Annotated in this window: 22 protein-coding genes; 2 read left to right on the top strand and 20 right to left on the bottom strand. The window is 39.7% G+C overall.

Annotated features, from left to right (window positions below; genetic code table 11):
* Position 1: 1 nt before the first annotated feature.
* The 7 genes from V4596_04775 to V4596_04745 are packed head-to-tail and all read right to left on the bottom strand — an operon-like array spanning position 2 to position 7,433.
* On the bottom strand, positions 2–1,456 hold the full coding sequence (locus tag V4596_04775; protein ID MES2768440.1) for an NADH-quinone oxidoreductase subunit N: 1,455 nt from the start codon (positions 1,454–1,456) through the stop codon (positions 2–4).
* A 17-nt stretch (positions 1,457–1,473) separates the two neighbouring features.
* Positions 1,474–3,030, bottom strand: a complete 1,557-nt coding sequence (locus tag V4596_04770; GenBank protein MES2768439.1) for an NADH-quinone oxidoreductase subunit M — start codon at positions 3,028–3,030, stop codon at positions 1,474–1,476.
* Positions 3,031–3,086: 56 nt separating this feature from the next.
* Positions 3,087–5,009: an NADH-quinone oxidoreductase subunit L gene (gene nuoL, locus V4596_04765; GenBank protein ID MES2768438.1), complete on the bottom strand. Its 1,923-nt coding sequence runs from the start codon at positions 5,007–5,009 to the stop codon at positions 3,087–3,089.
* Between the two features lie 28 nt (positions 5,010–5,037).
* Positions 5,038–5,358 (bottom strand): NADH-quinone oxidoreductase subunit NuoK, encoded by a 321-nt coding sequence (gene nuoK / locus V4596_04760; GenBank protein ID MES2768437.1) that lies wholly within the window; start codon positions 5,356–5,358, stop codon positions 5,038–5,040.
* Positions 5,342–5,872 (bottom strand): NADH-quinone oxidoreductase subunit J, encoded by a 531-nt coding sequence (locus V4596_04755; protein ID MES2768436.1) that lies wholly within the window; start codon positions 5,870–5,872, stop codon positions 5,342–5,344. The genes nuoK and V4596_04755 overlap by 17 nt, the downstream gene beginning before the upstream one ends.
* A gap of 9 nt (positions 5,873–5,881) precedes the next feature.
* Positions 5,882–7,036 (bottom strand): complex I subunit 1 family protein, encoded by a 1,155-nt coding sequence (locus tag V4596_04750; GenBank protein ID MES2768435.1) that lies wholly within the window; start codon positions 7,034–7,036, stop codon positions 5,882–5,884.
* 25 nt (positions 7,037–7,061) lie between these two features.
* The gene (locus V4596_04745) at positions 7,062–7,433 is read right to left on the bottom strand and encodes an NADH-quinone oxidoreductase subunit A (GenBank protein ID MES2768434.1); all 372 of its coding nucleotides are present in this window, start codon (positions 7,431–7,433) and stop codon (positions 7,062–7,064) included.
* Between the two features lie 147 nt (positions 7,434–7,580).
* On the opposite strand from V4596_04745, the gene mfd reads away from it, so the two are divergent.
* On the top strand, positions 7,581–11,066 hold the full coding sequence (gene mfd / locus V4596_04740; protein ID MES2768433.1) for a transcription-repair coupling factor: 3,486 nt from the start codon (positions 7,581–7,583) through the stop codon (positions 11,064–11,066).
* Between the two features lie 9 nt (positions 11,067–11,075).
* On the opposite strand, the gene V4596_04735 is transcribed toward mfd, so the two are convergent.
* Positions 11,076–12,407, bottom strand: coding sequence for a hypothetical protein (locus tag V4596_04735; GenBank protein MES2768432.1), 1,332 nt, complete (start codon positions 12,405–12,407; stop codon positions 11,076–11,078).
* A gap of 142 nt (positions 12,408–12,549) precedes the next feature.
* Between V4596_04735 and V4596_04730 the strand changes: the two genes are divergently transcribed.
* Entirely contained in the window at positions 12,550–14,217 is a 1,668-nt protein-coding gene (locus V4596_04730; protein MES2768431.1) for a glycoside hydrolase family 3 N-terminal domain-containing protein, read from the top strand.
* Positions 14,218–14,247: 30 nt separating this feature from the next.
* On the opposite strand, the gene V4596_04725 is transcribed toward V4596_04730, so the two are convergent.
* The 12 genes from V4596_04725 to V4596_04670 all read right to left on the bottom strand — a co-directional run bounded on the left by V4596_04725 (position 14,248) and on the right by V4596_04670 (position 23,731).
* On the bottom strand, positions 14,248–14,676 hold the full coding sequence (locus V4596_04725; GenBank protein MES2768430.1) for a hypothetical protein: 429 nt from the start codon (positions 14,674–14,676) through the stop codon (positions 14,248–14,250).
* A 126-nt stretch (positions 14,677–14,802) separates the two neighbouring features.
* Positions 14,803–15,504 (bottom strand): hypothetical protein, encoded by a 702-nt coding sequence (locus V4596_04720; GenBank protein MES2768429.1) that lies wholly within the window; start codon positions 15,502–15,504, stop codon positions 14,803–14,805.
* 3 nt (positions 15,505–15,507) lie between these two features.
* A complete protein-coding gene (gene atpC / locus V4596_04715; GenBank protein ID MES2768428.1) occupies positions 15,508–15,915 on the bottom strand; it encodes an ATP synthase F1 subunit epsilon in 408 nt (135 codons plus the stop codon).
* 16 nt (positions 15,916–15,931) lie between these two features.
* Complete coding sequence (gene atpD, locus V4596_04710) at positions 15,932–17,344, bottom strand: F0F1 ATP synthase subunit beta (GenBank protein MES2768427.1); 1,413 nt, start codon at positions 17,342–17,344, stop codon at positions 15,932–15,934.
* A gap of 4 nt (positions 17,345–17,348) precedes the next feature.
* Entirely contained in the window at positions 17,349–18,212 is an 864-nt protein-coding gene (gene atpG / locus V4596_04705) for an ATP synthase F1 subunit gamma (GenBank protein ID MES2768426.1), read from the bottom strand.
* 40 nt (positions 18,213–18,252) lie between these two features.
* Positions 18,253–19,761: a F0F1 ATP synthase subunit alpha gene (gene atpA, locus V4596_04700; protein MES2768425.1), complete on the bottom strand. Its 1,509-nt coding sequence runs from the start codon at positions 19,759–19,761 to the stop codon at positions 18,253–18,255.
* Positions 19,762–19,820: 59 nt separating this feature from the next.
* On the bottom strand, positions 19,821–20,363 hold the full coding sequence (atpH, locus tag V4596_04695; protein MES2768424.1) for an ATP synthase F1 subunit delta: 543 nt from the start codon (positions 20,361–20,363) through the stop codon (positions 19,821–19,823).
* Positions 20,363–20,917 carry an ATP synthase F0 subunit B gene (locus tag V4596_04690; protein MES2768423.1) on the bottom strand — a complete coding sequence of 185 codons (555 nt, stop codon included), beginning with the start codon at positions 20,915–20,917 and terminating at the stop codon, positions 20,363–20,365. The genes atpH and V4596_04690 overlap by 1 nt, the downstream gene beginning before the upstream one ends.
* Positions 20,918–20,919: 2 nt before the next feature.
* Complete coding sequence (locus V4596_04685; protein ID MES2768422.1) at positions 20,920–21,360, bottom strand: ATP synthase F0 subunit B; 441 nt, start codon at positions 21,358–21,360, stop codon at positions 20,920–20,922.
* 116 nt (positions 21,361–21,476) lie between these two features.
* Entirely contained in the window at positions 21,477–21,848 is a 372-nt protein-coding gene (locus tag V4596_04680) for a polymer-forming cytoskeletal protein (protein ID MES2768421.1), read from the bottom strand.
* 16 nt (positions 21,849–21,864) lie between these two features.
* Entirely contained in the window at positions 21,865–22,845 is a 981-nt protein-coding gene (locus V4596_04675) for a ParB/RepB/Spo0J family partition protein (GenBank protein MES2768420.1), read from the bottom strand.
* Entirely contained in the window at positions 22,838–23,731 is an 894-nt protein-coding gene (locus V4596_04670) for an AAA family ATPase (protein ID MES2768419.1), read from the bottom strand. Before V4596_04670 ends, V4596_04675 begins: the two co-directional genes overlap by 8 nt.
* Between the last annotated feature and the right edge of the window lie 154 nt (positions 23,732–23,885).

Below are 23,885 nucleotides of genomic sequence, written 5' to 3'. Positions count from 1 at the left end.
ACTAAACTCCGGTATGGATGATTTTAGCTAAAAAGGGTTGAGCTGCAAATCCAAGAAGAATGATCATGACGACAGAAAATACGACTGTCGCTATGGCTCCGGCGCTATGATTTTGCACAAATTCTTCCTGAATTTCTTTTTCTTTCATGTACATATAAACAATCGGTCTTAAGTAGTAGTAAACGCCAATGACAGAACTGATCACTGCCCATACCACCAGCCAGAATTGCTCTGCCTGAATTGCGCTGGAGAACAAGAATAGCTTCGCAAAGAATCCGCCGAAGGGAGGAATTCCCGCAAGGCTCAAGAGAAGTACGCTCAAGGCTGCTGCCAGCCAGGGATTAGATTTCGCTAAACCTTTTAGATGATCAATTGTTAACTCTGAGTCTTCTGATTTTTCATAAAGACAAACGATCGCAAACGCTCCCAATGTCATAAACAAGTAAGTTAGAAGGTAATACATAATTCCATGAACACTTGCATCGTCCACACCTAGAACTGCGGCGATGATACCTAGGAATAAATATCCTGAATGAGAAATACTCGAGTACGCGAGCATTCTTTTGAAATTGTTTTGTTTTAGCGCAATCAAGTTTCCAAAGAACATTGTAAGAATTGCGACCCATTGAAGAACATAAATCACCGCGTGTGATTCTACCAATCTGATTACCGGCACAAATCCTAATAAGAAAACAAAAATAACAATCTTCACCGATGTAGCCATGAATGCTGTAATCGGTGTTGGCGCCCCCTGATAGACATCCGGCAACCACGCATGGAATGGCACCAACGCCACTTTGAAGAATAATCCAATTAAGAAAATCATCACACCCATCGTAAGATAAAGTTGATTTGATTTTTCACCATTCTCTAAGATTGTGGAAATATCTGTACTTTGAGTTGCACCATAAATAAATGCCGTACCAAAAAGTAAGAATGCCGAGGCAAAGCTTCCCAACACAAAATACTTAAACGAAGATTCTTTTGGAATGACAGAATTGCCACCAATGCCGATCAATACGTATAATGGCAAAGATAAAAGCTCGATCCCAACAAAAGTTAAGATCAAATCATGGGAGTAAACTAGAACGAACATTCCAAGTAATGTGTTTAGAAATAAAAACATGTGTTCAGAGTATTGATTCTTAGGAATTGCGGGATGTCTGTATGCTAAAAGCGCAGTAAACAGTGCCGATAAGATTAAGAATACCGTCGTGAGCTTGATGAGCGGACTATAAACAACGGTGTTTTCAAAAGCTAACGTGATTTCGTTTGTCGCTCTTAATGAAACGGCAACGGCTGTTAGCCCAATTGCCGCAATCCCAAATATGAAAGTCATTAGTGGTCGTGGCTCTTCATTTCCACCAATAACTTTTACGGCCACTGGAACCATGCTCAATAAAAACAGCACCACAAGTGGAATTGTTAGACTGATATCTTGTATGTATACACCCATGTTTGCCTACTCCTAACTTATTCGGCTATTGCTGCGACTGCTTGTTCTTCACCCTGGATATGCAGTTTATAGTCAGCTTTGTTTTCAATTAAGAATTCAATACTAGTTTTTGTATATTTTAAAAAATGATTCGGAAAAATTCCCATCCAGAAAATAAGTACAATCAATGGAGCAAGAACGACCACTTCTCTTAAAGACACATCTTTTAATACAGGATTAGAGGTTTCTGATGTGGCGCCCTTAACAAGTTCACCCTTAGGGCCGAAAAATACTTTCTTCACCATCCAAAGCATGTAAGCAGCACCAAGAACAACGCCCAGAACTGCGATAGAACCTAAAGCCTTATTTTTCATAAAGCTACCCATCAAAATAAAAAACTCACCTACAAATCCATTGGTACCTGGAACCGCAATGCTCGACATAGTTACGATCAAGAAAAGGATTGTATAAATTGGCATTACCGAAGCCAAGCCACCGTAATTTTTAATTTCTCTAGAATGCGTTCTTTCGTAAATCATTCCCACCATCAAGAACAGAGCGCCCGTGCTTACCCCGTGGTTTAACATTTGATAAAGAGCGCCTGTCACTCCATATGTATTTAGAGCAAATAATCCAAGAACAACATAACCCATATGCGAAACAGAAGAATACGCTACAAGTTTTTTAATGTCGGGCTGAACCATCGCCACCAAAGCGCCGTAAATAATTCCTATCACTCCGAGCAACATAAATACCCATCCCCAATACTGAGTCGCCTCTGGAAAAAGTGGCATTACAAATCTTAAGAATCCATAAGTTCCCATCTTAAGCATAATTGCTGCTAAAACAACGGATCCTGGTGTTGGAGCTTCAACGTGCGCATCAGGCAACCATGTGTGGACCGGAAACATCGGAACTTTGATTGCAAATGCTAAAGAAAAAGCCAAGAACATCAATGTCTGGCTGTTTAAGAACTCATTTGCTACAAAAGGAATATCCAATTTATAGAAATCAAGAAGTGATGCACTCATTGTTCCTAGCTGTGCTTTTGTCATCAACATCATTGCAATGATCGCTACCAACATAAGCAATGATCCTGCCATTGTGTAGATGAAGAACTTCATAGTTGCATAGATTCTTCTTGTCCCCCCCCAGATACCAATCATTAAGTACATTGGAATAAGTGATGCCTCAAAGAATATATAGAAAAGAACGCTATCAATAGATAAGAACGTCCCAAACATAAACGCTTGAAGTAAGAATAAATTGATATGGAACATCTTAACTCTAGATTCAATCGCATGCCAGCTACCCAAGATCACAACTGGTAAGAAAAATGCCGTCATCATTACAAGCCAAAGAGAGATTCCATCAATACCCACAAAGTAATTGATTCCAAAACTTTCTACCCACAGATACTTTTCAACAAGCTGTAATGCCGGCGTTGATGTATCGAAAACAAAAAGTAAATTCAAACTCACCAAAAATTGTAAGACCGCAAGAAATACGGAGGTCATTCTTGTTTTACCCTCTGGTAAAGCAAAAACTATAAGTGCACATACCACTGGCAGCGCTATCAATAAACTCAAAAACATTTCGTACCTCTTCCTGTAGCACCGAGAGCCCTGGCTCTCAGTAAGTCACATTTGGACTAAAACAATATTACCGAGATCATCGCTATGAACCCAACAACAATATAAAGTGCATATCTTTGTAAGTTTCCTGTTTGTAAGGACTTTAAACCTTCCGCTGAATTCTGTACAAATCCAGAAAGTTTATAAGTCGCTTTATCAATAAACTCGACGTCCATGTAAAGCCACAACGCTCTACTCAATGAAACGATCGGATTTAAAATAAATTTTTGATAAATTTCATCAACGAAATATTTGTTGTAAACCACGTCGTAGAATTTTTTAATTTTAGAAACCACAACCGCGGGTTTTGATGGATCTTTAACATAGAAAATATACGCTAATGTTGCCGAAGCTGCTGCAACCAAAACAGAGATCAACATCAAAAGAATTTCTTCAATCGCGTTGGCTTGAGTAATACCTGGAATTGGAAGAATTTTTCCATGGAACCATTCTTCTAAAATATTAGGAAGATGAAACGGATGTCCCAGAACATGCGGAATTCCAATGTATCCACCTACAACCGACAAAATCGCCAGAATGATCAGTGGAATCGTCATCACCGGAGAAGACTCGTGGGGATGAATGTCTTTTGGAACTCTAGATTTTCCCCAGAAAGTTAAGGCCATCAATCTTGTCATATAGAACGCTGTCATTCCTGCGCCAAGAACTCCCGCCAGCCAATATAAGAAATGGCCTCTTGGAGAATGCCAAGCCATCCACAAAATTTCATCCTTACTGAAAAACCCTGAGAAGAAAGGAGTTCCGATGATCGCAAGCCATCCCACAAAGAAAGTTGCGTGCGTGATCGGTAAATATTTTTTGAGGCCACCCATTTTCCTGATGTCTTGTTCTTCATGCATTGCATGGATCACAGATCCCGAGCCCAAGAACATAAGAGCTTTAAAGAATGCGTGAGTCATAAGATGAAACATGGCTGCTCCGTAAGCACCAACCCCCGCCGCTAAAAACATATAACCCAATTGTGAAACTGTAGAATAGGCTAGAACTTTTTTGATATCCCATTGAGTAAGACCGATGCTTGCCGCAAAAACCGCTGTGATTGCGCCAATTGTAGCGACGACCATCATGGCAGTTTCCGAAGCTAAGAACAGAGGATTCAATCTTACGATCATATAAATCCCGGCTGTTACCATCGTCGCAGCATGGATAAGGGCAGAAACTGGAGTTGGACCCGCCATCGCATCTGGCAACCATACGTAGAGTGGAACTTGCGCAGATTTACCAGCAGCACCCACAAACAAAAGCAAACAAGCTGCGGTGATCAATGAAAGAGGAATCCCTGCAACATCTAACATTCTCGCATTGATCTCTTGAAATTCGAAAGTTCCAAATAACATAAAAATAATAAAAATCCCAAGCAAGAGTCCCGCATCCCCAATTCTATTGGTGATGAAGGCTTTCATTCCGGCATTTGCTTTTTCGACGTCTTTAAACCAGAACCCGATCAACAGATAAGAACAAAGGCCCACGCCTTCCCACCCAACAAACATAACGATCAAGTTTGAACCTAAGATCAATAGCAACATATTGAATAAGAATAAATTTAAGTATGCAAAGTACTTTGATGGTCTTTCATCGTGTGACATGTAGCCAACACTGAATAAATGAATGAGAGTCCCTACGCCTGTTACAATTAGAGCCATCAAAATGCTGATGGTATCAAACATAAATGAAACATTGATCTTGGCACTTTCAATATTCACCCAAGTGAAGAAGTTAACTGAAATCTCTCTTGATTCGTGAGGAAGATCCAAAAGTCTAAAGAATATTACCACTGAACAAACAAAAGAAACAAAAGCCGCAAGTGTCGCGACTCCGCCAGCTACGTATGCTTGCTGATTTCTAAATCTTAAACCATTAAATATAAAACCTATTACTGGTGAAAGAATTAGAATGGCTACAATCAATGAGTTACTCATATTATCCCTTTTCGCGCCTAGCCCTTGGCTAGCCTTTTAAATTCTCAAACAGTTTAATTTCTACGCCGTTGAATTTTCTAAATACTGCAACCGCAATCGCAAGACCAATTGCTGCTTCCGCCGCTGCAATGGCCATCACGAAAAATACAATTACTTGTCCGTTAGCATCACCAAAATATCTTGCAAAGGCGACAAACGAAAGATTCACAGCATTCAACATCAATTCAATGCTCATTAAAATTACAATAACGTTTCTTCTTACCAATACTCCAACCATCCCGATCACAAAAAGAATCATCGAGAGCGCAATAAAGTGATTTATAGAAATTTGATTAATGATGCTTAGCATGTGTTCCACCTTTAGATTTCGCTAGCGTTACGCTTCCAACCAGCACTACAAGCAAAAGTACGCCGATCACTTCAAATGTAAAAACGTGTCGTGCAAATAGAGTCAAAGAAAGATCTTGAGTTGGCAACCCCGCCTGATCTAACCAAGCTGGCTTAGCATCATTAAAGAAAACAAAAACTGGGGTTAAAAGGATAACCAAAGAAACCAATGAAATTAAAGTCTTCGCGACATTCGTTGCCCAATTTCCAGAAAATCCGGCTTTTTCCTTTCTTAAATCAAACATCATGAGAACCATTACAAAAAGTACAACAACCGCTCCGGCATAAACCATCAATTGAATTGCCGCCAAGAAATACGCCTCAAGGACAAAGAATATTGCCGAAAGCAGCAACATGGTAATGGATAAAAAAAGCGCCGAATAAATCGGGCTTGTTACCAAGATTACGCCAAGACCCGAGAGCAGCAGAAGTCCACTCAAAACATAAAATACTATTGGCATCATACTCAATTCCATCAATCTCTCCTAGCTTTTCGCAAAGTACAGAACAATTGCAGTGATAATTGCGTTTCCAAGTGTCCAAGGAAGCAATGTTCTCCAGCCTAAATCCATTAAAGTGTCATATCTAAATCGTGGAAGCGTCCATCTTACCCAAATGAAGATCCAAAGTAAGATGGCGACCTTAGTAACGAAACATCCTAAGAATATTAACGAGGTGAGTACGCTGGCAACAGTTCCGCCTGCAACATTGGCCGTGAAAAATTCGTTTACCATTTGCGGAGTTATTCCAGGAATATGATAACCGCCTAGATAGAATACTGCGACCAATCCTGATGACACCATCATGTGACCATATTCGCCCATGAAGAATAATAACATTTTAAATCCACCATACTCTGTGTGGAATCCGGCAACTAATTCCCCCTCTGATTCAGGTAAGTCGAATGGTAACCGGTTGCTTTCTGCAAAAGCTGCGATGAAAAATAAAAGTGCGCCGATAGGTTGAAAGAATATTCCCCAGTTGGGAACGAATGAAGGGGCGATAAATTCCTTACCCATAAATACGAAAGAAAGTGGACCTGCTTGCATGTCGATCATTTTGTTCAAATCAAATGTTCCATAGATCATTAAAATTCCAACAATTGAAAGCCCAAGTGCAAGCTCATAAGAGATCATCTGCGCACTCGCTCTTAAGGCTCCAAGCAATGAATATTTATTTCCAGATCCCCATCCTGCGATCAGAAGTCCGTAGGCCCCCAAAGAGGAAACCGCCAAGATATAAATAATCCCAACTTCCATCTTCACGGATTGCATGTTGATAACGTAAGGTCCCCATGTTTGACCCATTGCTTGAAAGGCATCGATATTGATCGCCGTGGAGAGCGGAATTGCGGCAAATGCCAGCGCCGCGGGAACAAGTGCAATCACCGGTGCGGCCAAGAATAAAAATTTAACCGCATTTCCCGGAATGAATTGTTCTTTAAAGATAAACTTTACCGCATCTGCCAGAAGTTGCATAAGACCCAGAGGTCCCACTCTATTTGGACCCAGTCTGTTTTGGATAAAAGCAGATCCTCTTCTTTCTAGCCAAACCAAAAGAGGAACCATTTGCACCATCATCAAAAAGATAACGGCAACTTTTACGAGATTGATTGTAATTTCTAAAATATCTTTTCCCATGACTTACTCTGCCTTTATCCTAAGGTTAATCCCATTCCAATGCGCCGGCTTTTAATTCGTAAATTAAACCTACAATAAGAATGCACATGAAGATGCCCATAGCCCCAAGAAGGTAACCACCAAATGCTTTGATGTTCTCCATATAAATCAATGTCCATGGGTAAAGAAAAACAACTTCAATATCAAAAAGAATAAATGAGATGGCCGTGAGATAAAATTTTACCGGAATCTTTGTGGTGCCGGGATCTTGCCCGGGAATTCCACACTCATAGGGCATGTCTTTAACAGAGTTCTTTGGAGCTTTGAATCCTGCAAGTTGCGTGAGCGCAATCATCCCCGCACCAAAAGCGATAACGACGATGAATAAAAATATAATCGGCAATAGCTGATCTAACATGGCTGCTTCCTCTTACCGTTTAGGTTCTTGTGTATACTCTTTAAAATATTCTAATTATTTAGAAAAATGGATCTTTATTTTCAGCACCAAGAAATTTTCAGTTTCAATTGACCCTCCGCATCTTATTCGATTAAGCTAGCCCTCCTCATGAAGTCATTTCCTCATAATATTTTATCTGACCTAGAGACTACTTTTGCAAAGGCGATGGGTTCATCTGTGCATATTGTGGGCTCTCAATCCACTGTGGCTTTGGCCAGTATTCTTGGCTCGCCCGACTACATTGACCTTCACAAAAAACCACAAGTGGTGGTAGTTGCCAGTGACGCTCATGCTCAGGACTTAGAGCAGGCTCTGTTGTTTTTTAATCCACATTTAAAAATTCATACACTCGAAGGTTTCGATGTTTCTCCCTATTCTGGTCTTTATCCAAACTTTCGTAGCATCGCTCAAAGAATTTATTGGCTCTATCGCGCCCAGTATTCGACTGGAGGCGAAGTCTTCATTGCTCCAATTCAATATTTAATTCAAAAAACGCTGCCCAAGGAATTAGTTGATCAATTTACAACCACATTAAAAATAAACGACGAGATTTCTCCTGCATTTTTAAAAAAATTGATCGATCTCGGATATCAAAACTCTCCGCGCGTGGAAGACGTGGGACAGTTTTCTATCAAGGGTGGTTTGGTGGATATATTTTCACCTGCACATGAACATCCAATCCGCATTGAGCTTTTTGGTGATTACATCGAATCCATGAGGTTCTTTAATCAAGAAACACAAAGAACGCTGGATCAGACAACAGAGCTGGTGGTCCTTCCTGTTCGCGAAACTCTATTTCATGACAAAACACAAGAGCTTGTTTTAAAGCAATTGAACGAAAAATATAAATCTGGAAACTTCTCTAAGGAATTCAAAGAGCAAATCTATGAAAGCCTGATGATGAAAAGATTTTTTCATGGAATTGATTTTTTAACTCCTTATTTTTATGAAAATCTTAATTCTCCTCTGGATTATTTTGATTCCGCGATTTCTCTTTACCAACTGGATCCTTTAGAAATCACCAGACAGTACGATAAATTCATTTCGGATATAAAATCAGATTACGAGGCCTCCAAAGAGGAATCTATTTCTCCGTCTCCCGAGATGATCTATGAGAAATTTGAAAAATTAAAGCCTGCCGCCGGCTCTACAAATATTTCCCTTTCTTCTATTGAGCTTTTAGAAGCGGACCAAGAAAAGAGTGACCAAGAGCATACTGTTTATTTCAAATCTTCGATGATCAATATTCGTGGAGTTGAAAATCAAGAAATTTTTGAAGAACTAAAAAAGAAAATTTCAGAGCAACATCAAAATAAAAGAAAAGTTATTATTTCGACACACACCCAATCCCAAGCCGAAAGAGTTAAGATTCTTTTGGATAAGTTTGAGTTTTCACACCATTTGCATGCGGAAGATTTTTTTGATTTTTCAAGCTTGCTCGAGTCCAGATCTGACGTCATCGATATTATTCCAAGGCCACTTCCTGAAAGTGTCATTTTAGAAAACGAGGGTTTGGCTTTTTTGAGAGAAGAAGATTTCTTCGGAAAAAAAGAAATTAGAAAACCACGACCTCAAAAAAATTCTTCTGCCTATTCTAAATCGATCATCCTTTCAGATCTCAAGATCGGCGATTATATTGTTCATTCCGAATTTGGCGTTGGCGTTTATGAGGGGCTAAAACCCATGAATGTCGGCAGTGTAGAAAGTGAATTCATTCAGATCAAATATCAGGGTGATGATAAGCTTTACCTTCCTGTTTACAGAATCAACTTGATTAGAAAATTCTCTGGCGGCGCGGCCATTGACAAACTTGGTGGAAGTGGATGGAAGAAAACGAAAATAAAAGTTCGTAGTCACTTGAAAGATATTGCTTCAGAACTTTTAGCTCTCTATGCAAAGAGAGCTCAAGTTACACGCCCTCCATTTAAAACCGAAGACGTGGACTACAAAACTTTCGAAGGTCATTTTGCCTACGATGAAACTCCTGACCAATTAGAAGCTATCGATTCCATTCTCAATGATATGCATAAAGACACACCAATGGATCGCCTAATATGCGGAGATGTGGGTTTTGGCAAAACGGAAGTTGCAATGCGTGCGGCCTTCAAGTGTGCCCAAGACCAGCGACAAGTGGCCGTTCTAGTTCCGACGACGATCTTGAGCTTTCAGCATTTCGAAACATTTAAGAAAAGATTTAAAAGTTGGCCATTAAAAATTGAAATGCTCTCCCGATTCACACCTACTGCAAAAGCTCGCGAGGTTGTTGAGGGATTAAAATCCGGCAGCGTTGATATTGTTATTGGAACACACCGAGTTTTAAGTAAAGACATTGTTTTTAAAAATCTTGGACTCCTAATCGTCGACGAAGAACATAAGTTCGGCGTCACGCACAAAGAAAAAATCAAGAAGCTTAAAAATGCTGTCGACACAATTGCCATGTCTGCCACTCCAATTCCAAGAACTCTTAATATGAGTTTAATGGGAATTAGAGACCTCAGCTTAATCAATACCGCACCACAAGATCGCCTTCCTGTTAGAACATTCATCTGTAAATTTGAAGACTCTGTTATTAAGAAAGCTATTGAAAATGAAGTTCAGCGCGGAGGTCAGGTTTATTTCTTACATAATAGAGTTCAATCTATTGCAGAGGTTGCTCATAAGCTTCAAGAATTGGTTCCTGATGTTCGATTGCGATATGCGCATGGGCAAATGGATGAAGATGAATTAGAAACAACAATGATCGCTTTCTTCAAACAAGAGTTTGATGTTCTCGTTAGTACAACCATCATTGAATCCGGAATGGACGTGCAGAAGGCCAATACCATCATCATTGATCGTGCGGATACTCTTGGTTTAAGTCAGCTCTACCAATTGCGAGGAAGAGTAGGCAGAAGTAATGAAAGAGCATATTGCTATTTGGTTATTCCGAAATCAGGTGCGCTTGATCCAATTGCACAAGAGCGCTTAAAGGTTCTTCAAGAAAATACTGAACTCGGTTCAGGCTTGAGAATCGCTCATCACGATCTTGAGCTTCGTGGCGCTGGAAATATTTTAGGGGAAGAGCAAGCAGGTCATGCGAACTCTGTTGGCTACGAGCTTTATATTGAGCTACTAGAACAAGCATTAAAAGAGGCTCGAGGCGAAGACACGCAAAAAGACGATTTGGAACCAGAAATCAACCTACGGATTCCAGCTCTTATTCCACACGACTATATTCCTGATATTCGAGTAAGAATGGGCTACTACAATGCGCTCTCACGAATTGAATCTCCTGATGATATGGATCGATTTGAAGCCGATATGAGTGATCAATTCGGAAAAGTTCCAGAGCAAGTTATGAATCTTATGGGAATGATGCTCCTTAAAAAATATTGTAAGGATCTTGCAATTAGAGACTTAAGCGCTGGAGCAAAATCTATTTCTTTAGCCTTCACTGATTTTACACCAATCAAATCTGACGTCATGATTGAGCTTGTTACCGGAAGGCCTAAGAAATATTCAATTACTCCAGACAGTCGATTGATTGTCCAAATGACAGAAATCTCATGGCCACAAATTTATTCTGAGCTCAATAGTTTAAAAACTTACGCATAGATTCTAGATTTAAAATTCCAGTTTTATTCCGCCTGCCACATGGGTTGAGGTCGAGAAGTCAGGGTCCTCTTCGGAGCGCATAAATCCCTGATCTAAATAAGTTCTGCCTTCAACATAAAGAAATGTATTCTCGATTCCCATATCGGTATAGGCAAGGGTGTCTGAGGTTGGATCTAGCCAATCCAGCTGAATCAAAATTCCTAAGCTTGCATAGACATTGTCTGTCTCGCCTTTAAAAGCGATATCCAATGCTTTATTTTTTTCATCATACATCATGTATGTGTAACCAAGAGTTCCATAAGGAACCACATAAGGTTCATCAAATAATGTATCGAGATATACTGTTGCTTCTACTGAGGGCATCGTGAGCGTAAAATCTGAGTCCGTTATAGAGGTGCTGTAGTACGATGCCACAACTCCCATTGCAATTGATGCCCATGAAAAATTCTTTTTTATTTCAAATGAAATTTCCGGCGAAGGAACTGCTGAATCATTATAAAAATCCTCGAAATATTCTGTGGTCCCCATGGCATCGGATTCATAATTTATTGGAACAAACTGATTTGCTCCGACAGAAATTTGATATGTCCATGGCGGACGTCTTTCTTTAAATGATTTTAAGTAATCACCAACTTTTTTTGAGACCGTACCTTCGACATAGGGATCATCTTCAATTTCCACTTTTGTTTTCTCGGATAGGTTTTTAAGTTGCTCATCTGTTAATTTTTTTTCGTTTTGATAAGAAATTGTTGGCCCAGTTTCTTCTGGAGGATAATAAATCGCGGGCCCCGCAGGTTCTTCTGGAGTAATCTCCGTAGGCTTACTCTCTGTAGAAACAGATTCTACTTCCACTTCCTCGATATTTTCTTCTGGAATGTCTGTAATTTCTTGCTCTATTTGTTCTTCAGGATCCACTGGTTCTGCTGGCTGTGGTTCTTGTGGTGATCCAACTACTGGTGGTGGCACTTCTTGAACTGGCGCATCGACTTCGAAGCGCTTTAGATCTTCTGGAGATATTTCGCGTCTTTCAAATCTATTTTTGCGAGCATTTTTCTCTAATTCATTTTCGTAAGATTTTCTATCCTCTTCTTTGATTTCTTTGCGATCCGCCTTTTGCTCTTCAACCTCTTGCTCTTCGATTTCTTCTTTAGGGATAGACTGTTTTTTTCCAAACTCTTCATCAAACTTAGGCTTACTGGGATGATCTTCTTTTTTCTTTAAGCCACTATCGTCTTGAATTTGAATGTCTTCTATCGTTTCTATGATTTCGTCAGAGTTATTGAGTTGAGCCAGACATTGTGTCGGGACGGCGTAGAATGCCAATAACAATACTGTGCTCATTAAAATCTTAGCTGTCAGACCTTGGTGCATTTTTCTATTATAGATAACTTTTTTTATATAAGAATAGAAAATGAACATTAAGATGTAATTATAGATGAAAGTTAGTTATGTCTTTCTCCTATCGCTGGCCATTAACCTGGTGTTGTTCCTTACGACAACGCCCACACCAGCCCTTTCACTAGATACCAAGACCAACGACCAATCTGATGTTACCATAGAAGAAGAATCCATTGAGCCCCGAATTGATGTTGGTGAACTAATCGCAAGAATGACTGCCGAGCAAAAAATTGGTCAATTGATGATGATAGGAATTCTCGAATCACAAATGACTCCAAATTTACAAAAAAGAATTCAAAACATAAAGCCCGGGTTTTTAATTCTATTTAGAAAAAACATCATTACACCACTCCAAACCGCAAGTTTAATTTACAATGTACAAACTCAATCTCGAAAGACATCTTCAATGCAAATGCTCGTGGCCGTGGATCAAGAAGGCGGTGACGTGGTTAGAATTCCCACAAAGCCTTCTCTTCCTACAGCCATGGCTCTGGGCCGGAGCTTTGATCTAGAAAGTACATTCAACATTGGCAAATATATTGGAGAAGTTTTAAGTGTTCTTGGAATTCACATGAATCTTGCTCCCGTTTTGGATTTGTCTGACCCTGAAAAAATATCTTTTATCCAAACAAGATCTTTTGGGGATAATCCTATTGATGTGGCTAAAATTTCTAATGAATTTGCAAGAGGCGTTCAATCTTCCGGAGTTGTTTCAACCGCAAAGCATTTTCCGGGCTTAGGACATATGAAGGAAGATTCTCATAAAAGTGTTGTACACAACAACGTTACCAAACAGGAATTTTTTTCTAAATACATAAAGCCCTACGAAGAACTTTCTAAAGAAAAATCCATCTCTGCAGTTATGATGACCCATTTAGTTTACCCCGAACTTGACCCAAGCCTCAAGCCTGCAACTTTCTCTGCGCCAATAATTAATATTCTTAAAAATAATATTAAGTTCTCTGGTTTGATTATGACAGACGATGTAGAGATGGCCGGAGCAAAATTCTACAGAACTCCTGAGGAGCGTGCCGTGCAAGCATTCCTGGCAGGAAATGATGTGCTTATGGTTGCCTGGAATAAATCTTCGCAGAGAAAAGCTTACGCGGGTTTACTAAGAGCCTACAAGAGCGGGGAAATCTCTGAGGAAAGACTCAATTCTTCACTCAAAAAGATTTTGAATCTTAAACTATCGATGAATTTGAATAAGCCTTTAGTAAAACCAAATCCAAAAGTCATTATCGCCAAACTTAGAGACAATACTCTAAAAGAGCCTGTAGATAATATTTTTGAAAAAATCATGAACCAAGAACTTCATAGGCTTGGAGATAAGAAAGATTCTTTAGATCTCAATCACGTCACCGTAGTTTCAGCGGATTATGAATTTTATAGAAAATTTAAGTCTTCCTACCGTCATAAATCCAATTTTCTACCGCTCACTAAAGACTTCACCATCAAAAACCATGCAGGTTCTCTAAATAAATCCTCGCTCGTGATCGTGAACGTTTCGGGTCCATTCAGCACCTTGGTGGCCAACGCATTGCCTGCCCAGCTAAAAAGACGCTCAATTATTCTTAACTCCAGATATTTGGGCTCAATTAAAAACGAAATAGATTTCTTGGATGTACTCCAATTATCAATGAAGCACGCTGATGTAGGAAGCTACTTAGGATCTTATCTGGATAGCTATTCAACGATGGGGGCGGCTCTTGAGCGCGGACTCTCTTCATCAAAAGTAATTCCTGAGCAATGAGCAATGGCCGCTGAAAGCGGCCATTAGTTTTTAATTTTTCTTATTAAAAATTTCAACTTTGCTTTTTACTTCTTTTAATGTTTTTCCGTCTTCCTGCGGAGCCAATATTGTTTTTGATACTAACAATTGATTTTCATTCAAGACATTTACTACTGTTACAACGCTGGATACAATTTCTCCAGCAGAAGACTCTTCCGTAAGGTGGTGCTGGTATAACCCTCCATATCCTTTGTAAGGACTTGTTAAAGCATCCATTTCTGTATTTACACATTCCTCACCCTCCCAACGAATCACTGCGAAAGGCCCGCCAGCAAACTCTTCGAGCGCAGCAGAGACTGTAAGGTTACAGCCTTGAGTCGAAGAAGTGTACACCGTACCCTCTACAAGTAGACCACTTTTTTGCGACGCAAATACCGATGTAGAAATACCAAATACAAACAATAAAACTAAATTTTTCATTATATCCCCTTTAAACACTTTTTGTGTTTTGTGATAGCTTTTCTAACTCTCTAAAAAAATAGTGTAAACGATATGACGCTCCTCGGAGCTAAAAACTGAGCACATATTTATGTCTCTTGTTGAATTTTAGTTTTCTTTTCTGAATTCAGTGATTTTTGATGCGATAGATTGTTCATTCACTGACTTCTCTTCTGAAAACTTCATCTTCAGCTTTCCAATTTGAATTGGCGAAGGGACCTCTGTTTCCTGAATGATATTCTCATCACTCAAGATGATCTGGGAGCCAGAAAGAATCTTCATCCATGTCGGATTTAGACCCTCAAGTGTTTCAATTTTAAGTTCATTGCCTTGTTTTTGTGTTTTCAACTGAAGGATTCTTTGCTTACCAAAAATATTTACGTCGCGATTTGGATTCTCAATAAGTGCTACCGTCGCAGCGCTGATCGGATCAAAAATCGTAGAAATATTTTCTGGAGTATTAAAATACTGAACTTCTCTCTCTAGAACTAAGCCTTTTTTGTTTTCAATGTAGTTCAAACCGTCCGCAAGCATTTCCCATTTTTTATGAATGTTCTTTGAGAAATCTTTTTCTTCATAAGTCAGAAAATCAAATCCTTCGTCTGTTTTTTCCCAAACAGATAAGCCTTCAAAATGAAACGAGGCCAAGATAGAAACTTTTGCGGTGCACTTGACGTGAACAGAATATTGATCAGCGATTACGCCAAACGTAAGACTTAGCTCACCAGAACCGCCGAGACCCGAGAGTTTGTAATTGAACTCTTTGTTTTCAGGCCACGCAATTTTGGTTAACTTCGATTTTAATTTCACGGATTAATGATTGATTCGAGCAACCGAGATACGAACCAGTGCTCTTTCTCTTTTCAGCCTATACTTCTCAAGCTCATCGCCGCCGACGTCACCAGATAGTGCTTTCTCTGAGTTTTTGAAAGAGTTTTCTGCTCTTGAAAGATCGATTTCGATCGGAGTTTCTGCTGTTTCGGCAAGGATGTTCACCACATCGTTTGCAACTTCACAGTAACCCCAGCTGACCGCGATTCTTTCGACCACATTCGAACCTTTTCTTTTGAACTGAACAACGCCTGTTGAAAGCGTTGTCATCAAAGGAGCATGACCCGTTAAAATGTTAAGCTCTCCACGATTTCCTGGAACGAGAAGGTCGTCGACCTCCACGTCTGTAACTAATTTTTTTTCTGGAGTAACTACTGTCAGTTTCAACATAATACCGAACCTTTTCTTACGCCTTTAATTTTTTAGCTTTTTCGATTGCGTTCTCAATAGTTCCAACAAGGTAGAAAGCTTGTTCTGGAAGATCGTCATGACGTCCTTCCATAATTTCTTTAAAGCCTTTTACTGTATCTTTGATATCAACGTATGCACCAGTCAAACCTGTGAACTGTTCGGCAACGAAGAATGGTTGTGACAAGAATCTTTGTGCTTTTCTTGCTCTAGCAACAACCAATTTATCGTCTTCTGATAATTCATCCATACCTAAGATCGCGATGATGTCTTGTAATTCTTTGTATCTTTGTAGAAGAGCTTGAAGGTTACGAGCCGTCTCGTAATGTTCAGTTCCAACTACTTCTGGGCTTAAAATTCTAGATGTTGAATCGAGAGGATCAACCGCAGGGTAAATACCAAGAGCAGCAATTTGACGAGACAAGTTTGTTGTCGCATCCAAATGCGTGAACGTAGTTGCTGGAGCTGGATCCGTATAGTCATCGGCAGGTACATATACCGCTTGAACAGATGTGATTGAACCTTTCTTAGTCGAAGTAATTCTTTCTTGAAGGTTACCCATCTCAGTAGCAAGAGTTGGTTGGTAACCCACCGCTGAAGGAATACGGCCAAGTAGGGCAGACACTTCGGCACCCGCTTGAGTAAATCTGAAAATGTTATCGATAAAGAAAAGAACGTCTTGGTTTTCTCTGTCACGGAAGTATTCAGCAATTGTTAATCCAGTTAAGGCAACTCTTGCTCTCGCTCCAGGTGGTTCGTTCATTTGACCGAAACAAAGAGCTGTCTTTGCGATAACTCCTGATTCTTTCATTTCCGCCCAAAGATCGTTTCCTTCTCTTGTTCTCTCACCAACGCCTGCGAATACAGAGTATCCACCGTGCTCAGTAGCGATGTTACGAATTAATTCTTGAATCAATACAGTTTTACCAACGCCGGCACCACCGAAGAGACCAATCTTTCCACCTTTTGCGTAAGGGCAAAGTAAGTCTACAACTTTGATTCCAGTCATTAGCATTTCTGCTGATGTTGATTGATCTTCAAATTTTGGAGCAGCTCTGTGGATTGACCATCTTTCTTTAGATTCTAATGGACCTGCGTCGTCAATGGCGTCGCCTGTCACGTTAATGATTCTTCCAAGAACTCCGCTTCCTACTGGAGCCGTGATCGTTGCGCCCGTATCTTTTACTTTTTCACCGCGAACCAAGCCTTCAGTTGCATCCATCGCAATGGCTCTAACAGTGTTATCGCCTAAGTGCTGAGAAACTTCCAAAGTTAGATTCCACTGTTCTTCAGAGATACCTTTGTTTGTTACTTTCAAAGCTTGGTAGATCGGAGGAAGTTTTCCGCCTGGAAATTCTACGTCTACAACCGCGCCTAGTACTTGTTTAATGTGTCCGTTTTCGATGCTCATTGCTTTACCCTTTCAATGCTTCTGCGCCACTTGTAATCTCGATCAATTCTGTCGTGATCGCGGCCTGTCTAATTTTATTATATTTTAAAGTCATTTGTTTAATCATTTCGCCAGCGTTTCTAGTCGCGTTTTCCATCGCTGACATACGTGACCCGTGCTCTGAAGCTACGCTTTCTTGTAAGCTCTTAAAAACTTGCACCGCAAAGTGTTTCGTTAATAAAAGATCCAAAATTTCTACTGCTGGTGGTTCAAAGATGAAATCTAGATTATCGTTCTCTGGAGTTTCTTCGTGTCTGATAGGCACAAGAACTTCGTCTGTCACAACTTGGCTAATTGCCGATTGGAATTGGTTGTAGATCAAACGAATTTCTGTGTATTCACCTTGCATATAATACTGAAGAAGTTTTTCAGAAACTTCCGCCGCCATTTTATAGCTGATGTCGTTTGCAAGATTCAAAATCACTTCAACTGAGTTCACGTTGTATTTCTTAAAGTAATCAAAACCTTTTTTACCAATGAACAAGAAATCAATTTTTGAATGATTTGCTAATTCTCTTTCGTAAAATTGTCTAGCGTACTTATTGATGCTTCCGTTGAAAGCTCCGCAAAGCCCTCTATCCGAAGTGATAACTACTAATAAAACTTTCCCGTGCTCTTCAGGGTGTCCTAAAAGCGGGTGTTCTAGAGTGTTTGATTTTGAAAGCTTGTTGATCACATCGCGAATGCGATAAGCGTAAGGCCTAGCATTCACAATGCGCTCTTGAGCTCTACGAAGCTTTGCTGCAGACACCATTTTCACGGCCTTTGTCGTCTGCTGAGTCTTCTTCGTGCTGTTAATTTTGGACCTAATGTCCTGTAAGTTTGCCATTTAAAGTTTCCTTAACCTTTAGAAAATCCCGCGAAAAATCCTACGCCTTAAACATTGATTTAAATTCTTTTAGTGATGCTACCAATGTTTCTTTTGTTTTATCAGAAAGCATTTTTTCATCTCTAACAGTTTTGATCACTTCATAATATTTCTGGTTTAAGAATAGGAAATATTCTTTTTCAAATCTTTTCACTTCTTTCACTGGAATATCGTCAAGGTGACCGCCTGTTCCTGCGAAAATAATGATAGTTTGGTTTTCAACTTCAACCGGTGTGTATTGATTTTGTTTTAAAATTTCAACCAATCTTTGTCCTCTAGTTAACTGAGCTTGAGTGGTTTTATCCAAGTCAGAACCGAACATCGCGAAAGCTTCCAATTCTCTGAACTGAGCAAGCTCAACTCTCAAAGTACCAGCAACTTGTTTCATTGCTTTAATTTGAGCGTTACCGCCAACTCTAGATACTGAAATACCCACATTGATCGCCGGCTTCACACCTTTATGGAATAAAGAACCTTCTAAGAAGATTTGTCCGTCAGTAATAGAAATTACGTTTGTAGGAATATAAGCAGATACGTCACCCGCTTGAGTTTCAATAATTGGAAGAGCTGTAAGTGATCCGCCACCTTCTTCTTTAGAAAGCTTAGCTGCTCTTTCTAGCAAACGGCTGTGTAGATAGAATACGTCTCCAGGATAAGCTTCACGACCTGGAGGTCTTCTTAATAATAGAGACAACTGTCTGTAAGCTTGAGCTTGTTTAGTTAAATCGTCATAAATAATCAGAGCGTGTTGTCCGTTGTCTCTGAAGTATTCAGCCATCGCACACCCTGAGTATGCAGATAAGTACTGAAGCGGGGCAGGGTTAGAAGCTGAAGCTACAATAATTGTTGTGTAGTCTAATGCGCCCGCAGCTTTTAATTTTTCAACAACCAGAGAAACTGTAGATTGTTTTTGTCCAATCGCAACGTAGAAACATTTTACGTCTTTACCTTTTTGATTGATGATCGTGTCGATCGCGATTGTTGTTTTGCCCGTTTGTCGGTCGCCAATGATCAATTCACGTTGGCCTCTTCCGATTGGAATCATTGAATCGATAGCTTTGATTCCCGTTTGAAGCGGTTCGTTCACTGGAGATCTTTTTACGATACCTGGAGCTTTTACGTCCACAACTCTAGATTCAGTAGATTTGATTGGACCTTTTCCATCAATTGGATTTCCAAGGGCGTCAACTACTCTTCCAAGTAATCCTTCACCAACTGGAACTTCCACGATTCTTTTTGTTCTCTTAACTACGTCGCCTTCTTTGATGTTGTAATCATCGCCAAAAATTACGGCACCAACAGAGTTGTTTTCTAAGTTTAGAGCCATACCGAAAATGTCGCCTGGGAACTCAACGAGCTCGCCTGACATTACGTTATCTAAACCGTAAATTCTCGCCACACCGTCACCCACAGAAAGAACGCTTCCTGTTTCATTAACGTCGAGGGTTTTGTTATAATTTTTAATCTGGTCTTTTAAGACTCTTGTGATTTCGTCTGCGCGAATTTCCATTTAGATCTACTCCTGTTGCACCAAGAACCTTGTTCTTGGTAACCATTTTTAATTCTTAATTAATTTGCTCTGTTTACTTGTTCTTTTAATTTCGTTAACTGTGTTTCTAGTGTTCCATCAAAAGTGTAGCTGCCTACTTGTGCTAAAACTCCGCCCACTAATCCTGGGTCTTCTTTGTATTCCAAAAGGAGCTGGCTTCCTGTGAACTTAGAAATTGCGCTTTCTATTTCCTCTTTATCTTCTTTTGATAGCTTATCAGATGAAGAAACCACGCCTCTTAAAACATTATTTTTTTCATCGCTGATAGTTTCAAAACTTGAAACCACTGAGTCCAAGGCTTCAATTCTATCTTTTGTAGCCAAAAGCTTTAGAAGATTTTGAACTTCGTTACCTAAATTCATTGAGACAATAGATTGCTCAACTACCAATACTTTTTCTTTTCTAGATAATACTGGTGAAGACAAAAGATCGTTGAGTTTTGGCTCACTCAAAATACTTTGTGCCTGTCTTAAATCTTTAAGAGCCTGTTCGGTCTTTGTTCCACCGATGGCCTCAAACAAAGCCTTTGCATATCTCTTTGCTACTTCAGAGTTTGCTTTCATTATTGTACCGTCCCGATGTTGTCCACGAATTGTCTTTGAAGATTTTTTTGATCTTTTTCGTTCAGATTTTTTTCGATGTCCGCTCTAGCAAGTTTCAGGGCTAAATCAAAAGCTTCTTTGCGAAGATCTTGTTTTGCTTTTTCGAACTCATAGCTTGCTGTTTTCTTTGCATCTGTGACAATATTTGTCGCTAGAGACTCTGCTTCTTGAATTAATTTTGATTTTAAAAGCATCGCTTCTGCTTGTGCTTTTTCCATAGTGGATTTTTCGTCAGCGTGTAGGCTTTGAAGTTTTTTTGTAACCTCTGCGTGTCTTTCCTGAGCATCTGCAAAAGCTTTTTGTGCAGATTTTTTAGCTTGTTCGTGAGTTTCCAATCTTGATGTAAAATAAACTCTTACTTTTTTACGAGTCAAACCATAGAGCAGAGCCACTAACAAAGTTACGTTTATAGCCTGATAAACTACTACAAATGGAATTTCACCATGATCTCCGCCTGATGCCGCTTGTGCCACTGCTGAACTTAGAACGATGAATACTGATAGGATTAACTTCATTTCTAAACTTCCCTGCTTAATACTTTTCTTTGAATGTCTTGGCTGAGCTCAGGAACTAATTTTTTTATTTCTGTTCTTGCTCTGTCTGCCTCTGCTTGCGTTTCCAATCTTGTTTTCTGAACAAGAGCTTCGGCTTCTTTTCTTGCTTTTTCAATTGTTGTTGCCTGAACAGCCTGTGCTTCTTTGTGAGCCTGTTCGTAATACGATTGAACTTTCGAATTCACTTCTTTAGCTTTGTTTTCGTATTGGATATGAAGCTCTTGAGATTGGGCGTTTAGTTTTTCTGCAACCTCTTGGTTGCCGAAAGTAACCTCTAATCTCTTGTGATAAGCCTTCATGTAAGGTTTAAATAAAAGACGCGTGAGTGCGATGTACGCAATACAGAAAATGACGAGTTGGTAGTAAAAAGTATGATCAATACCTAGTTTTGTTAGCATTTCCATGAAAATTCCTTAAGGCAAATCCTTAATATACTATATATAGAGAGGGGGTCGTCAGACTAAGTAACATCCTAGAAAATAGATGGCAAGGATTTGGAGTTATATGGGCAGGGTTTCAGTTAGGATTTGGGCATATGCGTTGCGCCTTCAAACACAACGCCTTCTTCGATTTTTAAACTCGGCGTTGTCACTGTGCCTTTGAAAATTGCAGGGGGAAACATCTGTACTCTACGTCTGGCAAAGATATTCCCTTTTACTGTTCCACTGATAATTACAAGATCGGCTTCAATTTGGGCTTCAACTTCTGCGCCTGCATCAATAATGAGTGTATCTTTAGTAAAGATTTCGCCCTTGAATCTGCCGCCAATTCTTACAGTTCCCTCAAAAGTCAGCTGACCTTCAAATGAAGCTCCCTGATCAATGAGGGCCGTCACGTGTTCGAACGCTTTCGGCTCTAAAGAATTATTTGCTCGTTCTAAAGACGTTTCCACAAGTACCTACCGGATTTTATCCGCGCTTTAGTTTATCAGTAATTTGGTTAAATTCTGCATCTGAATAGAAAAAGATAGAGATTTTACCAGCACCATCAGTGTAGTCGATTTTAACCTTTGTACCTAGGATTTTTTGAATGTCCTCGGCCATCAGGGAAATTAGGCTCTCGGTTGTTTCATCCTTAGATTGAGCTTCTTTTGTTTTGTTTGCCGATCTGATTAGTTTTTCCGCAGCTCTAACTGTTAACTTTTCAGAAGCAATCTTTTTAGCAACTGCTTTTTGCGCCGCTGGATCTGTAATCGCAAGAAGAGCCTTGGCGTGACCAGCCGTGATTTCACCTGTGATAATCATGTTTCTCACTTCTGGAACCAAAGTTAAAAGTCTTAAAGAGTTCGCAACCGTTGCTCTTTCTTTTCCAACTTTTTCAGAGATTTGTTGTTGAGTAAGGCTAAATTCACGAGCCAATTGTTCGTAAGCTTCCGCTTCTTCGATCGCGTTTAAATTTTCTCTTTGAATGTTTTCAATCAATGCGAGTTCTAATGATTTTTGGTCATCAATGTCTTTTAGTATAACTGGGACTTCTAAAAGCCCTGCTGCCTGAGCAGCTCTCCATCTTCTTTCCCCTGCGATAATTTCAAAGTCACCTTTGATAGATCTGCGGGCTACGATGGGTTGCAAAATACCTTGTTCTTTAATTGATAAAGAAAGTTCAGTAATTTTTTCTTTGTCGAAATGCTTTCTCGGTTGGAAATTATTAATTTTCAATTTCTCGACTGGAATTTGCCAAATTCTATCTTCATCAGAAATTTGCGCTGCTGGAGCCACAACTACCGGAGCGTGCGCGGGAGCTTCAACAACAAAGGTCTCTGCCTTTTTCTCCTCTGATAGATTTGACAAAACACTTTTTGCATCGTCTTGAGAAAGCTCTGATCCAAATAAACTTCCAAGTCCTCTTCCTAGGCCTTTTGATTGATTGTTTTTTTCTAGATTAGACATTTGCTTCCCCCGAATCATTTCTAGTTATGTCATTTGTAATAGGATTGTTTAGCTGAGCTTCGTGTAATTGTTCTTCGGTAATTTGTGGCGCTGGAGCATCTGCTTTTAATTCTGATCTTCCGTACACTTGGCTATCTAGTTCCTGAGCAAGCTCTATATATTTAAGAGCGCCGACTGATTTGTTGTCGTAATGAATAATTGATCTTCCGTGTGAAGGGGCTTCGCTTAATCTTACATTTCTAGGAATAATAGATTTAAAAACTTTATCGCCGAAGTGAGTTTGAATTTCAGACACAACCTGATGACTCAAATTATTTCTTGTATCAAACATTGTTAAAACAATTCCTTCGATTTTTAAATTAGGATTAATTCTCTTTTTTACTAAGCCCGCTGTATTTAATAATTGGCTGAGGCCTTCGAGAGCGTAGTACTCGCATTGAAGTGGAACCAAGAAACTATTACTTGCTGCGAGCGCGTTCAGCGTTAAAAGGCCAAGAGAAGGTGGGCAATCTATCAATATATAGTCGTACTCTTCTTGGACTAGACTTAGGGCTTGCTTTAATCTGAATTCACGACCCTCTGCGTCAACAAGTTCAATCTCTGCTCCTACCAAATCATTGTTTGCTACGATGATATCCAAATTTTGAACACTCGTCTTTTGTCTAACATCCACTACTTTTTTTTCGCCAATTAGCACGTGATAGACGTTTCTGTCAGCGTTCTCATGCCTTTTAACACCTAAGCCACTAGAAGCGTTCCCTTGAGGGTCTAAATCCACTAACAAAACTCTTCTTCCGATTTCTGCTAGGGCTGCTGAGAGGTTGACTGATGTAGTGGTTTTACCAACTCCACCTTTTTGGTTTGCTATGCATATGACTTTTGCCATTTTGAGTCCTTTCTCGGGCGTAACAACATTTTTGTTGTATACATCTATGATGTCTTTCTTGCTGTATGCTCTCTATGGATATTCATCGCGTCTTATGATGATACTCATATTGAGTATTCAAAATGTTCCACGTGGAACATTTTAGTTCTCCCAT

The sequence above is a fragment of the Bdellovibrionota bacterium genome, from assembly GCA_040386775.1.
Classification (GTDB): domain Bacteria; phylum Bdellovibrionota; class Bdellovibrionia; order Bdellovibrionales; family JAEYZS01; genus JAEYZS01.
Note: the sequence above shows the minus strand (reverse complement) of the source record. Positions and strands in the feature narration are given on the sequence as shown.

Excerpts from the sequence above, each read along its gene's own strand:
- V4596_04775 (MES2768440.1), bottom strand. The coding sequence starts at position 1,456 with ATGGGTGTATACATACAAGATATCAGTCTAACAATTCCACTTGTGGTG.
- V4596_04770 (MES2768439.1), bottom strand. The coding sequence starts at position 3,030 with ATGTTTTTGAGTTTATTGATAGCGCTGCCAGTGGTATGTGCACTTATA.
- nuoL (MES2768438.1), bottom strand. The coding sequence starts at position 5,009 with ATGAGTAACTCATTGATTGTAGCCATTCTAATTCTTTCACCAGTAATA.
- nuoK (MES2768437.1), bottom strand. The coding sequence starts at position 5,358 with ATGCTAAGCATCATTAATCAAATTTCTATAAATCACTTTATTGCGCTC.
- V4596_04755 (MES2768436.1), bottom strand. The coding sequence starts at position 5,872 with ATGGAATTGAGTATGATGCCAATAGTATTTTATGTTTTGAGTGGACTT.
- V4596_04750 (MES2768435.1), bottom strand. The coding sequence starts at position 7,036 with ATGGGAAAAGATATTTTAGAAATTACAATCAATCTCGTAAAAGTTGCC.
- V4596_04745 (MES2768434.1), bottom strand. The coding sequence starts at position 7,433 with ATGTTAGATCAGCTATTGCCGATTATATTTTTATTCATCGTCGTTATC.
- mfd (MES2768433.1), top strand. The coding sequence starts at position 7,581 with ATGAAGTCATTTCCTCATAATATTTTATCTGACCTAGAGACTACTTTT.
- V4596_04735 (MES2768432.1), bottom strand. The coding sequence starts at position 12,407 with ATGAGCACAGTATTGTTATTGGCATTCTACGCCGTCCCGACACAATGT.
- V4596_04725 (MES2768430.1), bottom strand. The coding sequence starts at position 14,676 with ATGAAAAATTTAGTTTTATTGTTTGTATTTGGTATTTCTACATCGGTA.
- atpC (MES2768428.1), bottom strand. The coding sequence starts at position 15,915 with ATGTTGAAACTGACAGTAGTTACTCCAGAAAAAAAATTAGTTACAGAC.
- atpD (MES2768427.1), bottom strand. The coding sequence starts at position 17,344 with ATGAGCATCGAAAACGGACACATTAAACAAGTACTAGGCGCGGTTGTA.
- atpG (MES2768426.1), bottom strand. The coding sequence starts at position 18,212 with ATGGCAAACTTACAGGACATTAGGTCCAAAATTAACAGCACGAAGAAG.
- atpA (MES2768425.1), bottom strand. The coding sequence starts at position 19,761 with ATGGAAATTCGCGCAGACGAAATCACAAGAGTCTTAAAAGACCAGATT.
- atpH (MES2768424.1), bottom strand. The coding sequence starts at position 20,363 with ATGAAAGCAAACTCTGAAGTAGCAAAGAGATATGCAAAGGCTTTGTTT.
- V4596_04690 (MES2768423.1), bottom strand. The coding sequence starts at position 20,917 with ATGAAGTTAATCCTATCAGTATTCATCGTTCTAAGTTCAGCAGTGGCA.
- V4596_04685 (MES2768422.1), bottom strand. The coding sequence starts at position 21,360 with ATGGAAATGCTAACAAAACTAGGTATTGATCATACTTTTTACTACCAA.
- V4596_04675 (MES2768420.1), bottom strand. The coding sequence starts at position 22,845 with ATGTCTAATCTAGAAAAAAACAATCAATCAAAAGGCCTAGGAAGAGGA.
- V4596_04670 (MES2768419.1), bottom strand. The coding sequence starts at position 23,731 with ATGGCAAAAGTCATATGCATAGCAAACCAAAAAGGTGGAGTTGGTAAA.